Source organism: Streptomyces sp. NBC_01276, from assembly GCF_041435355.1.
Classification (GTDB): domain Bacteria; phylum Actinomycetota; class Actinomycetes; order Streptomycetales; family Streptomycetaceae; genus Streptomyces.
Map to the genome: position 1 here is coordinate 8,177,173 of NZ_CP108442.1, position 14,286 is coordinate 8,191,458.

The 14,286-nt window shown below is 69.1% G+C and carries 10 protein-coding genes; 5 read left to right on the plus strand and 5 right to left on the minus strand.

The window, feature by feature from the left end:
• Window positions 1–493 precede the first annotated feature (493 nt).
• The gene (locus tag OG295_RS36870; RefSeq protein ID WP_371681017.1) at window positions 494–1,918 is read right to left on the minus strand and encodes an RNA-guided endonuclease InsQ/TnpB family protein; all 1,425 of its coding nucleotides are present in this window, start codon (window positions 1,916–1,918) and stop codon (window positions 494–496) included.
• Window positions 1,919–2,071: 153 nt separating this feature from the next.
• Between OG295_RS36870 and OG295_RS36875 the strand changes: the two genes are divergently transcribed.
• From OG295_RS36875 to OG295_RS36890, 4 genes are all read left to right on the plus strand, one after another.
• Complete coding sequence (locus OG295_RS36875; RefSeq protein WP_371681018.1) at window positions 2,072–3,181, plus strand: DUF5954 family protein; 1,110 nt, start codon at window positions 2,072–2,074, stop codon at window positions 3,179–3,181.
• An 88-nt stretch (window positions 3,182–3,269) separates the two neighbouring features.
• Entirely contained in the window at window positions 3,270–3,578 is a 309-nt protein-coding gene (locus OG295_RS36880; protein WP_371681019.1) for a hypothetical protein, read from the plus strand.
• Window positions 3,579–3,582: 4 nt separating this feature from the next.
• Complete coding sequence (locus tag OG295_RS36885; protein ID WP_371681421.1) at window positions 3,583–4,266, plus strand: DUF721 domain-containing protein; 684 nt, start codon at window positions 3,583–3,585, stop codon at window positions 4,264–4,266.
• 254 nt (window positions 4,267–4,520) lie between these two features.
• Window positions 4,521–5,096 carry an RICIN domain-containing protein gene (locus OG295_RS36890; RefSeq protein WP_371681020.1) on the plus strand — a complete coding sequence of 192 codons (576 nt, stop codon included), beginning with the start codon at window positions 4,521–4,523 and terminating at the stop codon, window positions 5,094–5,096.
• Between the two features lie 312 nt (window positions 5,097–5,408).
• On the opposite strand, the gene OG295_RS36895 is transcribed toward OG295_RS36890, so the two are convergent.
• The 3 genes from OG295_RS36895 to OG295_RS36905 form a co-directional block, all read right to left on the minus strand.
• Window positions 5,409–6,530 carry a pentapeptide repeat-containing protein gene (locus tag OG295_RS36895; RefSeq protein WP_371681021.1) on the minus strand — a complete coding sequence of 374 codons (1,122 nt, stop codon included), beginning with the start codon at window positions 6,528–6,530 and terminating at the stop codon, window positions 5,409–5,411.
• A 611-nt stretch (window positions 6,531–7,141) separates the two neighbouring features.
• On the minus strand, window positions 7,142–7,384 hold the full coding sequence (locus OG295_RS36900) for a hypothetical protein (protein ID WP_371681023.1): 243 nt from the start codon (window positions 7,382–7,384) through the stop codon (window positions 7,142–7,144).
• 28 nt (window positions 7,385–7,412) lie between these two features.
• The gene (locus OG295_RS36905; protein ID WP_371681024.1) at window positions 7,413–8,066 is read right to left on the minus strand and encodes a serine protease; all 654 of its coding nucleotides are present in this window, start codon (window positions 8,064–8,066) and stop codon (window positions 7,413–7,415) included.
• A 774-nt stretch (window positions 8,067–8,840) separates the two neighbouring features.
• Here OG295_RS36905 and OG295_RS36910 point away from each other — a divergent pair.
• Window positions 8,841–9,263, plus strand: a complete 423-nt coding sequence (locus OG295_RS36910) for a transposase family protein (RefSeq protein ID WP_371681026.1) — start codon at window positions 8,841–8,843, stop codon at window positions 9,261–9,263.
• A gap of 484 nt (window positions 9,264–9,747) precedes the next feature.
• Here the strand turns inward: OG295_RS36910 and OG295_RS36915 are convergent, their stop codons facing one another.
• Complete coding sequence (locus OG295_RS36915; RefSeq protein ID WP_371681027.1) at window positions 9,748–14,283, minus strand: caspase family protein; 4,536 nt, start codon at window positions 14,281–14,283, stop codon at window positions 9,748–9,750.
• Window positions 14,284–14,286 lie beyond the last annotated feature (3 nt).

Below are 14,286 nucleotides of genomic sequence, written 5' to 3' on the forward strand. Positions count from 1 at the left end.
CTGGATGGGGAGGGGGCCGTCCCTGTGGGTATGGGCCGGCCCCGCTCTACACCCGGATCCGGAGAGCAGGTAGGGACCGTCCCAGCGCGTACGGGCCGAACCCGTGGTGTGGATGGGTTTCGAGTGGTGGTGCGGGACCGTCCCTGCGCGTACGAGCCGGACTAGCCCCTCGGGTCCCATTGCATACGCCTCGCGGGACCATCCCTGCGCGTACGGGCCGGACCACTACTGGACGGCCGACGGCGCTACCTCGCGGGACCATCCCTGCGCGTACGGGCCGGACCCTGGCTGACCTGCTGCAGTTTTGCGGCGGTTGTCGTTGCGGCATCACTTCCGCTGGTTCCGGCATTCTTCCTATGCCTGCACGCTATGGATATATAGGGACGGCTAGGGCATTACTGCCCTAGATGGCCTGTTCGGGCCTTCCCGCTTCTTCCCGCTTGCCTTGCCGGCACCTGGGTGCCGACCGGGACTTACTAGTGGTCCACGGGCATTACAGCCCCTCTCCAGGGGTCTGTTTCGAACCATATCCGGTGGATGTGGCATTTGCTTTGATGTTGCGGGCGGCGTTGCGGTCTCTGTCGAGTACCAGCCCGCAGTCGCGGCAGTGGAACTGCCGGTCCTTCAGGGTCTGCTCCTGGTTGATCCATCCGCAGCCGGAGCACGTCTTGGAGGACGGGAAGTACGTCGAGACCCGGGCGATTCGGGCGCCGTACGAGAGGGCCTTGTACTCGATCTGCCGATTCAGCTCGCCGAACGCGGCGTCCAGAATGCCGCGGTTGAGGCCGGCTTTCTGGCGTACATTGCGGCCCGGCCTTTCCGTGGTTCCTTTGGCCGAGGCCACCATGCCTTTGGTGTTCAGGGTCTCCAGGGCCACTTCGGCGTACTGCTGGACCAGGCGCTTGGAGATGAGGTGCAGAGCATGTGCCCGGCGGGCGGACAGCTGCGCGTGGAGTTTGGCGACGCGGTCCCGGGCTTCGAGGTATCCCTTCGACTGCTGGGCGGCACCGCGAACGTAACGGCGGGCCATGACGCGTTGGGCGCGGGCCAGCTTCCGGCGGGTGTTTTCCAGATGGCGGGGATTGTCGACTGCTTCGACGGCCCGGGCGTGGGAGTGGAGGGTGAGCGGGTCGGAGAAGGTTGCCAGTGTGCTGACGCCCAGGTCGGCGCCGATACGGCCAGCGGCCACCTGGCGGCGAGTCGGCCGGTCGGGGATGCTCTGCTCAACCCGGCACAGCACGGACGCATGCCAGCGGTGGCCCTCGCGGGACACGGTCACCGAGGTGATCACCGCTGTGCCGGCGCTGATGCGGCGGACCAGGTCCCGGGCGGACTGGTGCAGCCGGACGGTGAACGCGGCCTGCCCGCCACCCCCGGGGATCCGCAGACGGCGGGGGCCGGTGAATCTGATCTCAGGCTTCTTCACGTTGTGGACCAGGCGGAAGCGCTCGCGTCCGCCGCGCCGCTTGAATCGCGGGTACCCGACGCGGGCCCCGGCGCGCTGGCCGGCCGCCGAGGCCCGCCAGTTTCTGAACGCGGTCGAGGCATCGTCGAACGCGGTGTAGTACGCCCTGCTGCTCACGCCTTCCCACCACGGGAACGGTTCCTTGCCCTCCTCTCCTTCCGGCAGCGGGCCGATGAACGGCTGGCCTTTGACTTCGCGGAACCAGGCCTGTGCCTGGAACGCTGAAGGCACCTGGACCCTGGGGGCCTTCTTGTTGGCTTCGGCACGGCTCATCCCCTCGGCCACCAGCCGGTCGCGGCCACGTTCCCAGACGCGGTGCACGGCCGTCATGTAGCCCAAGGCGAAGTCGAAGCCGCACCTGGCGGCGGTGGCATACCGCTGAAGAACCTCGACCTGGACAGGAGTGACGTCGAGTGCGAACCGGTGCGCGCGCAGCAGTTCCATGATGGCCATCGGGAGCCAGTCCAGCAGGTGGCGGACCGCGATTCCAGGACCGTATGGGTTCGGATTCCCCGTGGCGGGCTTGCGGCAAGTGCAGATGGCTCTCGCGTTGCTGATCCCGGCGAAAGCGTCCCGGCGGTCTCCTCGGGTGGGCAGGATGTGGGCATGGAGCAGCGTGATATGGGACCGGGCGGCGCCCGGCCGGTGGTGGTACGGGTACCGGTCGATCCGGTCGAGGCGGTCGTGGAAGCGGATGCCGCCGATGCTGCGAAGCAGCTGGCCGATCTGGCCGTGAGGGGACCGCTGTTCGGAGTGGCCGCGCAGGACGTCCGCGGCGGACCGGGCTGGTCGGTGGTCCGTCCCGTGACGGCCGGCTGCCCGCAGCAGGCACGGGACAGCCTGAACTCGCTGCTGTGGTTCCGGGCGAAGGACGAGGCGCGCGACCGGCAGGAGCGGTGCGCGCTGCTGGCGGCGGTGGCCCGCCTGGAGGGTGAGCGCGTCGACGACCTCACCGTGGCCGGCACCCGGTACCGCATCGTGCGGGCCGAGGAGTACGCCGGTTCGGGTCCGACGGGCATTGAGGAGCCCCGGCCGACCGACCCGGAGCCAGCCGCCCCCGACTGGACGCGCGGCGCCCGGCGGGCGGAGATCGACGCCGGTCTGGTGCTGGATCCCGACGCGCCGGTCACCCCGATGCAGGCCGCGGAACGGCTGGCGCTGCGCGACCTGTCCTACGCCGGTACCCGCTACCCCGCCATGGTCCTCGCCGACTCGCAGCGAGCCCTGGAGACCCACCCGGACGTCCTGCTCCTGCCCGCGACGTTCACCGTGGTGGAGAAGACCGACAGAGGGTGGAAGCCGGTCAGCGGCCCGCACGCCAGCGCACACGACGCGCGCCGGTCCCTGGACTTCGCCCTGACCTGGGCGTGGCCCCGGATGCAGGGCCTGATCCCCTTCGATGCCGACGACACCGCAGACGCCCGCACCCTCACCGCCGCCGGCCACACTTCGGGCACCGCAGCCGGGCAGCTGGCCACCTGCGCCGAGGCAGCCGACCGGCTCCGGGCCGGACTCGTCAACCGCCTCGAAGTCGGGGACAGCGTGTATCTGATCGGCCGTGTCCGGCGCCTGGTGCGCTGGGGCCCCGACGGCCCCGAGGAGCCACGCCCCACGGACACCAACGGACACGATCCCGGCCAGATTCACCCCGTGCTTGACGAAGACGGCAACATCCTGCCCGAGGAGGGCGACGACGAAGACGAAGCGGCCCTCTGATCGTCTCGGATTCCAGCGCTGGCTAAAGAGTGCTGGGACACGGCGACGTGCACGGCCCGGCTGGGCTGTGGGCGGGAGACTGGCGGGCATGGATGTGGAGTCGGTGGAGTCGGAGTTGCGGGCGCTGCGTCCGGCGGAGTTCACCGCGGCCCGGGATGAGTACGCGGCCCGGGCCCGGAAGACCGGAGACAGACAGCTCGCCGCGGCGATCGCGGCACTGCGCAAGCCGACGCTCGCGGCGTGGACGGCCGCGCTGCTGGCCCGCAGCCGGCCGAAGGAAGCGCACGGCCTGGCCGAGCTTGGCGAGGCACTCCGTGCGGCGCACCAGAGGCTGGACGCCGGGCAACTGCGGAAGCTCTCACATGATCAGCGTGTGGTGATAGCCGGACGGCCGTGAGCCGATCGGATTCGCAGCCCTCCTCGCCAACCTCGTCACCGACCGGGCCTGGGAACTGCCCTCCGCCGGCGGATCGCTGGCCGACGAATGGCCGGCCGTGGTCACCGACCTCACCGGCCACGTCGCCCTCGCCGGCTACGACCCCGAAACCGGTGAACTCGCCGTACGCCCCTCCTCCTCCCCCTATGCCACCGCCGTCCGGCTCCGCACCCGCCAGCTCATCGACGCCGCCAACCAGGTCATGGGCTCCGCCACCGCCGTCCGCAGCATCCGCATCCTGCCGCCCGGCACCGCCCCCGCCGCCCCGCGCCCGGCCGGCACACCCCGCAGTGCGGCCGCGGCCCCGAACCCGGCCCCGCCGCGGGCAGAGCCCTACGAGCAGCCCGCGGGCTACCTGGAGGCCATCGCCCAACACCGCGCCCACCGTCGCAGCGGCCCCGTGGACGCCCGGATCGTCCACGCCGCACGCGAGCAGATCCGCACCCGGATCCTCGAGCCCGAGAGCTCCTTCGCCCAGGGGCGGGCCGAGGCCCAGCGCCTTCGCGAGCAGAAGGAACGGGAACGGGCCAGGGGAACGTCGGAAGCCCGCGCCCTGGCTCGGGCCCGCGCCGAGAAGGCTGGCCTCACCCACCTTCCGCCGCGCCAGACCACGGCCGCCGGGCCCGAGCTCCTTGACCGCACTGCTTGAAGAATGCGTCGTGGAAGGTCGCCTGGTTCTGTTCACGAGTTCCGGTTCTGGCTCAAGTTCTGTGGTGCATCAACGCTCTGTAATTGTTGATCTTCGTATTGTGCTCTGAGTAGGCCTCCTACCTGGAGATGCCGGAAGCAGGCGAAAGCAGAGGCCAACACCGGGTCACCCGAATGGACGCACCTGAGGCCTGGTGGCCCCCGGAGGGCGACTAGCGTCGGCTTTAGGTATCCCATATGACCGAAGGAGGACCCATGACCCGCATACCCCGGCGTCCCGCGGCCCGCGTGGCCGCAGCCTTCGGGATCACCGCCGTGCAGTCCCTGGCCATGGGTGCCCTGGCTGCGGGCCCAGCTCACGCTTCCGTGCAGTACTACGAGATCCGCAGTCCGGACGGCAAATGCCTGGCCGTCCCGGGATCCTCCCAGCACTCCGGCGCGGATGTAGTCCTGTGGGACTGCCTGGGAATCACGGACCAGCGGTGGCGGGTCACAGACGGCCTCGACACCCCTGTCGGGCAGTTGGAGGACCGGCCGGCCAGCCAGCAGACCAATCACATCCTCTTCGTCAAGCTCCGGGTGCAGCACAGCGACAAGTGCCTGGTCCTGACCGGGGACCGCTTCGAACTGGGTGGCGACATCATGCAGGCGGACTGCTCGGACCAGAACCTGAACACAGAGTGGGGGCTGGAAGGACACGGGGACCGCTTCGAGATCGGCGACGTGCACTGCGTCGGTGTGGCGGGCGGGAAACACCGCAACGGCACCCCCGTCGTCTACCAGGCCCGCACCGAGAAATGCCCGAAGTGGCTTTTCAAACCCTGGCAATGACCTGGATTGCTCTAGAACTTCCTCCCGGTGAGTGCCTGGCCGCACCTCTCACGGGAGCATCGGCCCACAGCCCATCAGGCATCCAATGCGTCACCCAGGGGTGCGGATCACGGAAGTTGGGCCAGAACCCGAGTTCCGACGGCAGATGTACACGACTGTCCTTTGTCAGCGAAGGTAGCCGACGGCGGTGCGCTGACCAGGGCGGACTATGTTCGTTGGCAAGGGCTTTGGGGCGGGCAGGCTGACAACCGCAGTTCACCCCAGGGAGTCGAGCACGACTGCATCAGGCGTGCTTGGGGACTCAGAGTCGTGTCACCTCGCGGCGCGTCTGGCTGCCTGACTTCCTCGGCCGGAAGCCTGCTGGCGGTCACGCTGAGGGGGATCCGTGTGTGGAGCGTCCGGCGGAGGGTGCTCGGCGGCAGCCTCGCGGGCGCCTCTGGCATGCTGCTCCATTTCAAGGTCGAAGATCCGTTCCTGGACTTCCTGGTTGGCTGCCAGGTTCGGGGGAAGCTCCGTGGTGTCGGACGGGAATGCAGCAACGACCTGTTCCGCAGTAAGGCCTTCCACGCCGGCCATGTAGGTACCGCTAAGGGATGCCTGGAAGGTGATTGCCCCCTTCATGTCCGAGTCCCGGAGGACGGCGCCCCGCAGGTCGGACCGGGCGAGGTTGGCGTTGTGCAGGTTGGCGCTGGTCAGGTTGGCGTTGCGGAGGTCGCTTTCCGAGAGCTGTGCGTTAGCGAGGTTTCCGGTATTCAGGTCTGCGTGGCGCAGGTCGGTGCCGCGGAGGTCGATATAGAACGGCTCATGGCGCTTCGGGCGGCGCGCCAGGACGGTCAGTGCTGCCTGGACCGCTTCCGTCGGCCGCGGACGATTGGTCACGGGCATGCCAGGGTCCCTTCCGGCCGGGGCGTGGTAGCGGACGAACGAGGCAAGGACCTCCACGACAGTGGGGTGGTCCTTCTCGGAGTCCCCCATGATCCGCTCCAACGCGTAAACGCCGCCCAGCGTCTCCACATCTCGTTCCGAGGCCAGCTGACTGATTGCCCTGGTGAAGCGGTCGGTAACCTGGCCCTCGCGCGTGAGTTCGGCCTGCTCGCTGTCGCGGACCTGCGCGTGCTCCAGAGTGCCGCGGGTGATTTCGAGAGTGCCGCGTGTGAGCTCGGCCTGGACCCGGTCGTTCGCACGCGCGTGCTGGAACGTGCGGTGGCTGAGGACCAGGCCGATGCCAGCCACAATGCCCGCCCCGACCGCCACGACTGCCGTGCGGAAGCCGGTCACGACCGACGCCACCCCGGGTGTGGCCCCGTTGAGGTGCGCTCTGTCGAGAAACCAGGGGCCCTTCCAGAGAAGCCAGAGGAATCCGGCGATCAGGAGGGCGGCGGCTGCTGCGAACCACCAGGTGCGAGACGAGGTCGCTGGGGCGGAGTCTGCCATGCCGTCATGTGACCAGGTCCGCTAAGTGAGGCGTCGCTGCGACACTCTAGTGCTGTGACCGCATAGGTTCGCCGGATTGGCGGTCGTGGCGGCTGGATGGCTTTCTCGCCGCCAACCGGCCCGAGTCAGACCCGCCCAGACCAGACACCGGCAGTTCCGGCTTGGAGCGGCCCCACCCGCGACGTGCTCACGGTAGCCCGCTGGGGCCAGCCCCGACCGGAGTCGAACAAGGGCTCAGGTCGGAGGAGGTGGGCCAAGCACACCGAGAAAGCCAGCTGGATGCGGCGACGTCCGATACCACCGCTGGAGTGAGGCTTCTTGACGGGCGGCTCCCCCAGCCAGCGTGTCCGGGCAGGCGTACCGGCGGCACAGGCCCGAGTCTGAAGTCATGCATACACCCAGAGTGGTCGTGGAACCACCGGACAGTCGTGGCCTGCGGAACTTTACGCACGGGCAATTCCGGTGGGGTGTGGCCAGTAGCTGTCCCGGACCAGGGTCCCGCGTAGGACAAAGCAGCCCGCCCCGGCGACATGGACACGAGATGGTCCCGGACCCGATGGGTCCTGGACCATCTCGTGTCCGCGTTCTGCCGCGCCGTATCCGAGGCGGAGTCAGTGGCCGCAGGTCGGCTCCGGTTTGGACGGCATGGGGGCGGGCTTGGCACTGTGCATGCGTTCGTCGGTCCAGTACGAGGCGACGGCCGACGGGTCGTCGGTGACGGGCCGGCTCGTTGCCTGGTCGGCCGCCGCGGGGGGTGAGGAGGGAGGGCAGTCGCCCGCCGTGCTGGTAGCCCGCCCGCAGCCGACGGCCAGCAGGAGGATGGTGAGGAGCAGGGCGGTCCGCTTGGTCGGCATGCGGTTTAACTCCCGGCATCCGAGGGGGTCAGGAATAGACGTCGTCCTGTACAAGACTGTAGAGGTTGCTCACAGCCGAGGTGAAGGGCGAGCTGTAGAGAGTGCTGCCGGAGGTCGACTCGTTGATGCCCACGGCGTAGCCGAGCCCGGTGGCGTTGTCGTAGTTCTGGAGCCAGGGACCGCCGCTGCTGCCGCCGTTCAGCGGGCAGGGCATGCCGAGCGTGTTGTCGCTGGTGTCCAGGGTGGCACTGCCCAGGCAGTAGTACTGCCACTGGCCGTCGTACGGAGCCTCCGCGGGGTAGCCAAGGGCGGTCACTCCCAGGACGGCCTGGGGGATGGAGCCCCATGTGCGCAGGCCCTCACCGCCTACCGTGTGGCCCAGGGTGTCGGCGTTGTTCCACACGTTCACGAAGGCGACGTCGTACTCGCGGTAGTGATTCTGCGTCCAGCCGTTGAAGGTGGTCATGTTGGCCGCGTACCACGTGCCGTAGGGGCGTGCGCCGTGGTCGTAGTAGGGAACGAAGATCCAGTTGGTCATCCAGGCGCCGTCGTAGACGCAGTGCCCGGCGGTGAGGACCACGTTCTGGGCGGCACTGTTCACCGAGGAGCCCGAACAGACGTAGTCGTTGCCGTTTGCGGGATTATGATAGAAGACCTTGCCCACCAAGGTCGACGCGTTCACGGTGGCCGCGAGCGTAGGGCCGGTCGCAGTGTCGCCGGCCTGGGTCGCTGGCACGGGCTGCTGCACGGCCTTGGGCCCGGCCGGGGTGACCGATAACGGGGTCCGACGGGGGGCCGCTGACGGCTGGTCCTTGGCAGGCGCGGATATGTGCCGGGCATTATCAGCCGGGATCGCAGCCTCCATGCGGGCGGGGGTCCACACATCCGCGGTAAGCGTTTTAGGGGCCGCACTGGCGTTGGACACCGGGTTCCACGGGGCGGCGGGTGCGGCTTCCGCTGTCGAGATACCGGCGAAGGCGAGGAGTGCGGAGCCGAGGGCTGCTGCCACCCTGGATCTGAACCTTGGCATGGACATTAACTCCACAGTGTTTAGGGTCAGTTGAGATCGAAACGCTGTCATGATTGAAAAGAATGCGGTCAAGCTTGACTGAAAGACTGCGCATGTTTGACCGGAATGACCAAGCAGCCCGGAACCGGCCCGGCCAGGCCAGGCAGTGCGACATGAGGTTCCCCCGCTATGCGGGAGGTGCTGACTAACGAGCTCGTGCATGGTTGGGGGTGTGACGATCGATCTTGATCCTCGATCATGTTCATGTGGTGGGGAACGGGTCTCGTGCGGCGATCACCAGCGATCGGCGGATCACAGGTCTGTCGGCCGGTGTGATCGCCGAACTCGTCGCCGAGATCGGTCCGTTATGGCAGGAACGCCACCAGGCGAGACTGGAGTCCAGGCCACGTAAGCGGGCCCGCCGGCGCAAAGCACCCGTTGGTCTTTGTGGACCGGCTCCTGGCCACGCTCGTCCACCTTCGCCACGGTGCCACTCACGACGTGCTGGCCTGCTGGTTTGGTGTCGCCCGGTCCACGATCACCCCCGCTATCGGCGAGGTGCGGCCGCTGCTCGCAACCCGCGGCTGCACGATCGCCACCGGCGCCCGGCTCCGCACCCTCGCCGAAGTCATCGACTACCTCGGCGCCAGCGGACAGACCGGGATCATCGACGGCACCGAGATCCGGGGGAGGGATCCAGTGAGCACACCGGTTGTCCCCTGCACGCGTGGGCCTTACGACACCTGGGGCCGCCCGCCGCTGACCCACCGGGGTTGTCCCCTGCACGCGTGGGCCTTACCTGGGCACCCTCGACGCCCACGACCTCCCCCGCTTCAACAACGCCCAGACGTGGGCCGGCCCGATCCTTGACCTCCTGCTCCGCGGCGCACGCTGAAGTCGGGCGCCGTTAACCCCTGGGCGCAGGCGGTCCCACTGCGCTTGCATGAGGCATGGACTTTTCGACGAAGTGGTGGAACTCGGCTATTCGGGCGGCTACTCAACTTTCACCCGGGCCCTGCGGCGATACAAAGCGCGACCCCACTGCGAACCATGCCGGGCTTCGAGCGGCCGCGAGGTGGAGATCATCGCGCATCCTCCGGGTGAGGAGATCCAGTTCGACTGGGTCGAGCTCCCGGACCCGCCCGCAGAGTGGGGCGTCGGCGCCAACGCACATCTCCTGGTCGGCGCCCTGGCCCACTCGGGACGATGGCGAGCCGTGCTCGCGGAGGCGGAGACCCGCACCTGGTCCAAGCCATGGAGGCGGTGCTGCGGCGGCTGGGCGGAACTGCCCGAAGGTGGCGGTTCGACCGGATACCTCGGCCTCCGGCACGGTGCAAGGATTTCTTCGCACAGTTCACTTCGAGTGAGGTGGGGAACCGCAGGAAGAACGCGGCTCCAGGTCGGGGAAAAGGTCGCGCCACTGCTCCCGGGTGACGCTGCCGGGATGGCTGGTGCACATGCGCTGGTAGACCTTGTCCGGGTCCAGTTCCAGCAAATAGGTCGAGGAGTACGCGCCGCTGCTCCCGTCCTCTTTCTTCACTGCCGCGTAGGGCTGTCCGGGGAGGAGGTCAACTTGCCGTGCCTGACTGAACGTGGCGAAGGGCTGGGCGCCCCAGCGGCCGTCCCCGCCCACCTGCCACAGCTGGAAAGGCTGTGCTGACACCGCCCACCGGTGGTCGGAGTCGCCGGAAAGGCTCTTGACGCCTTGGTCCAGCCTGCGGCTGTCGTACTCGTGAGGGCGGTAAGGATCGCGGATGTCCCAGAACTGGACGAGCCCGCTGCCCAGAGCGGTGACCAGACGGTGTTCCCCCGCCGGGTAGTAGCCGCCGCTTGCGGCGGGGAGCCGTTTGGCCTTGCGCGGATGGGCCGGCTCGGACAGGTCCCACAGCTGAAGGGTGCCGCCAGTGGCCTCGGTCATCAGGATGTGCGCGGAACGGAAGTACGCCGAACCGTCCATCTGGCCGCCTCCGGGAAGCACGGCGCCTTCCTTGGGGTGGGATGGGTCCGAGAGGTCCCAGAGTTGAAGGTCATCGCCCTTCAGTACAGCCAGGGTCGTGGCGTCCAGAAACCACAGGATGCCCTTGCTCAGCTGCAGCGCTACCTGCATCTCGGAACGGCGTACGGGGTGCAGCGCATCCTGCAGGTCCCACAGGTCGACATGTCCCGTGTTCTGGTCCCCGACGGCGAGGAGCCGGCCGTCCTCGCTGACGCCGGTGAGGACATCGGAGGCAGTGAACGGGATGTCCGCACCGGGCACAGGTGCCCCTTCGGGGCCCTCGAATTCCCACACTCGAAAGACGTGGTCCTTGGTGTCCTCGGTCCAGCGATGGCTGAGGAGACCGGGCTTGGGGTGCTTCGGCAGGAAGTACCGGGCCTCCCAGGGGTCGGGCACCTGGAAGCGCAGCCGCGGAGCGTCGGGGTGGCGGACGTCCCATACGCGGATCTCTTTCTGCCGCGTGGACGGGTAGGAGCGGGTGACGACCAAGGAGCCGTCGTCACTGAAGGGACTGGTGCCGGGGTCGGGGCTGCCGAGCTCGCCCGGCAGCCTCGTGGCGTCGGGCCGTGTGGGCCAGATCCTTACCTCCCCCTGGAAATCGCCTGCGGCGAAGGCAGCGCTGTCCGGGCTGTAGGCCACCGATTGCACTTTCTCGCCAGCCTCGGGATCCTCCTCGCCGCTACAGATGTCCTTGTCCGGTTTGACCCTCTCCACAGCGATACAGGTCAGGACGTGCCCGCTCGCCGAGTCGGCCGCCGCCAGGGTCAGCCCGTCGGGTGCAAAGACCATGGACGGGATCGTGTGAGTGGTCCAACGCCGTCCGGGGATCGCGGGAGGGGCCACCGGAGTGAGCTTCTGGTCCGCTCCCACTGTCCAGCCGTACAGGCCTCCGGCTCCGGCGGCCGCCAGGATGTCGCTCTTGGGGTGAAAAGCGACGGTCATCACAGAGTCGGCGTGCCCGGTGTCGAGGAGGACGGGCTGCGCGGGGTCGCCGACGTCCCAGAGCCGGACCTCGGCGGGACGGCCGTCGGCCGGGATACCGTTTCCGGCCGCCAGGAGCCGACCGTCGTGATGGAAGGAGAGCGAGATCAGATTTGTATCGGCCTCGTCACGCGTGGCGCGGAGGGCCGGGCGTGCCGGGTCGGCGATGTCCCACAGCCGCAGCGCGCCGTCCTCGGCTCCAGTGGCGAGCAGGGTGCCGTCCGGGCTGATCCGTGCGTCGTAGACCTGCCCGCCGGGCGTGGGAACGTCTGCGAGCCGACGTGGCCGGGCCGGGTCGGCCACGTTCCACACTCCGAGCCGCGTCCGGGTCTGTGTAACCAGCAGCGGGCGTTGGGGGTGGAAGACGATGGCGGCGCTGTCGTCCAGGCGCAGGGCGGCGGCCTGCACGGGCTCCTGCCCGGTCCCCGAGCTGTCGGCCAGCCGCCACAACGCCACCTCCCCGCCCTTCAGACTTGCCGCCAGAGTGTGTCCGTCGGCGCCGTAGGCGAGTTTGAGGACGGGCTGGTGGGTGCCCTGGAAGGTGGTCGGCGTGAGAGTGGTGTAGGCGGTGTACAGGCCCGACCGGGTCTCGGGGGTCTTGGCCAGCCGGTAGGCGGCCAGGCTGAGGCGGAGCGCCGTCTGCGGGTCCTTCGCGCGCATGTCGTCCGCCCTGGCCACGAGCTGCCGGGCAAGTTCCAGGGTCTCCTTGCGGCGAACCTCCGCATCGACCCAGGTGCCCCACAGCAGCGCTCCTGCCAAGGTCATCACCAGTATGCCGACGACCCCGATGACTGCTCGCACCCGGGTCCGGCCACGCCGTTCGGCCGTGATGCTCGCGGCCAGGAAATCGCGGTCGACCTGGCGCAGTTCGCTTCCCTGGGGATCGGCGGCTGTGGTGGCCTGTACGGCGGCAAGGTGCTTGCGGGAGTACAGGCCGCTGCCGGAGCGCCCGGCGGCCGCCCACGCGTCGGCGGATTCGCCCAGGCGGCGGCGGACCAACAGCGCGTCCAGGTCCTCTTTTATCCACTCGTGCAGGGTTGACCACGCGTGGAGCAGCGAGTCGTGGCAGAGCTGGGCGCGGCCCATATCGTCGACGACGACGAGCCGTTCCTCCACCAGCCGGGTCAGGAGCGCCCGGTGCCGGCATCGTCCTTCCTGGTCGGGGGCCGCTGTCAGGTCCTCCACGCTCATGCGGCGGCGAACGGCCTTGCCCTCCTCGTCCACCAGCCGGACCATGCGCAGCAACAGGCGGCGTAGTGCGGCCTGTTCGGCAGCGGTGGCGGACGCGTGGATGCGGTCCGCAGTGCGTGCGACCGATCCGCGGATACCGCCGGTGGCGTAATAGCCGGCCAGGGTGAGTCTGCCGGCCTGACGTCTTGTCCAGGTCTGTTGGAGCGTGTGGGCCAGGAAGGGCAGGGCCACGACCTCGGCCGTGTCGGCGTTCTGTTCCCGCAGTTCCCGGAGCAGGAGGTCGGGCAGTGCGGGCTCCAACGTCAGGCCGGCCTGGCGGGCAGGGCCTTCGATGGCCTGACGCAGTTCGCTGTCGCTCATGGACGGTACGGTGAACTGCCCCTCGCGTACGAGCGGGCCGAGCAGGGGGTCACGCAGACAGTGCGCGTAGTAGTCGGCGCGCAGGGCGAGGACCACCCGGGGTGCATGCGCGGGGTCCTGGGCGGCGACGGCGCGTATGAACAGCCGGTACTCCTCGGCGTCCTCGCGGTGCGTGAACAGCTCCTCCAACTGGTCCACCACGAGTACGTCCGGCGCCCTCGTGCCGTCTGCGGGCGCGGGGAAACGGCCCTCTCCCAGCTCCGTGGCCACCTCGACGAAGGGCCTCCCTACGGCCCCCGCCCAGCGTGTGACCAGTTCCCGGAAGGGGCGGGCGCCCGGGGCCGGGACGAAGAGGACCGGTCCGCGTTCCGTGGTGGGCGCGGACAGGGCCGCTTGGAGCAGCGAGGACTTACCGACACCGGAGGGCCCGACGAGAACCACGGGGCCAGGCGCCGCGGTGGGCCCAACCCGGGCTGTCAGCGCGCGCACGAGGTCGTCGCGGCCGAAGAAGGAGCCCCGCTCTTCGGGGAGGAACGGTCGCATCCCCGGGTAGGGGCAGGGGCTCTTGTCCGCTGTCAGGGCCGCCGGGACGGCCGGGTCGGGCGGCGGGGCGTAGCCGGGGTTCAGTGCGAGGACCAGGTCCCCCATCCGGCCGACGCTGTCGGCGTGGGGGCGGGCGCCGCTGTGGTGCAGCCGCTGGTCGAGGTGGCGGTAGAGGTCGGCCAGGGTGAAGCGCGGCGGCCCGTCGTCGGCGCCGTCGGTGAGCAACTCCAGCAGTTCCCCGGTGAAGAGGGTATGCGCGTCGCCCTCGGGTGCGAAGGAACTGGCGTAGTGCGTCGCCGAGGTGAGCAGGTAGCTGCCCGACGGCCGCGCAGAGACATACGGGTCCCGCCGTCGGTCGTGGGCGGCCGCCTCGGCGAGGCCGGAGAAGCAGCAGTCGAGGATCACGACGGGGCGTACCGGGGCCGCGCTCAGCTGGTTGCGGATCTCGGCGTACGGGATGGCTCGCACGGTGTCGTCGGCGGAAGTCGTGGCCGAGGTGGCCAGGTACAGGCGGTCCTCGGGGCCGAGCAAGCCGTGTCCTACGAAACAGAACAGGACGATGCCGCGCTCTGCCTCCTCGATCGCCCGCCGGACGGCCACCAGTGCGTCGGTTGACGCGGCGGGATTCAGCAGCAGTTGGATGTTCTCGCGGGGCATTCCGCAGGCCGTGTGGAGTGTTTCGGCCAGGGCTTGAGCGGACCGGGTGGCGGCGGGCAGGCCGGGCAATGGTGCGTCTGATGGGTGTCGGGCGGTCCCGATCACGACGGCTCGGCAGTCCGGGCCGGACAGGTTGCCGGCCGTCCTCTCCAGCGGCGCCACGGC

Bases quoted from the DNA above. Each gene is read 5' to 3' on its own strand.
- OG295_RS36900 (WP_371681023.1), bottom strand. From the start codon at position 7,384: ATGCCGACCAAGCGGACCGCCCTGCTCCTCACCATCCTCCTGCTGGCC.
- OG295_RS36875 (WP_371681018.1), top strand. From the start codon at position 2,072: ATGGAGCAGCGTGATATGGGACCGGGCGGCGCCCGGCCGGTGGTGGTA.
- OG295_RS36870 (WP_371681017.1), bottom strand. From the start codon at position 1,918: ATGGCCATCATGGAACTGCTGCGCGCGCACCGGTTCGCACTCGACGTC.
- OG295_RS36880 (WP_371681019.1), top strand. From the start codon at position 3,270: ATGGATGTGGAGTCGGTGGAGTCGGAGTTGCGGGCGCTGCGTCCGGCG.
- OG295_RS36890 (WP_371681020.1), top strand. From the start codon at position 4,521: ATGACCCGCATACCCCGGCGTCCCGCGGCCCGCGTGGCCGCAGCCTTC.
- OG295_RS36895 (WP_371681021.1), bottom strand. From the start codon at position 6,530: ATGGCAGACTCCGCCCCAGCGACCTCGTCTCGCACCTGGTGGTTCGCA.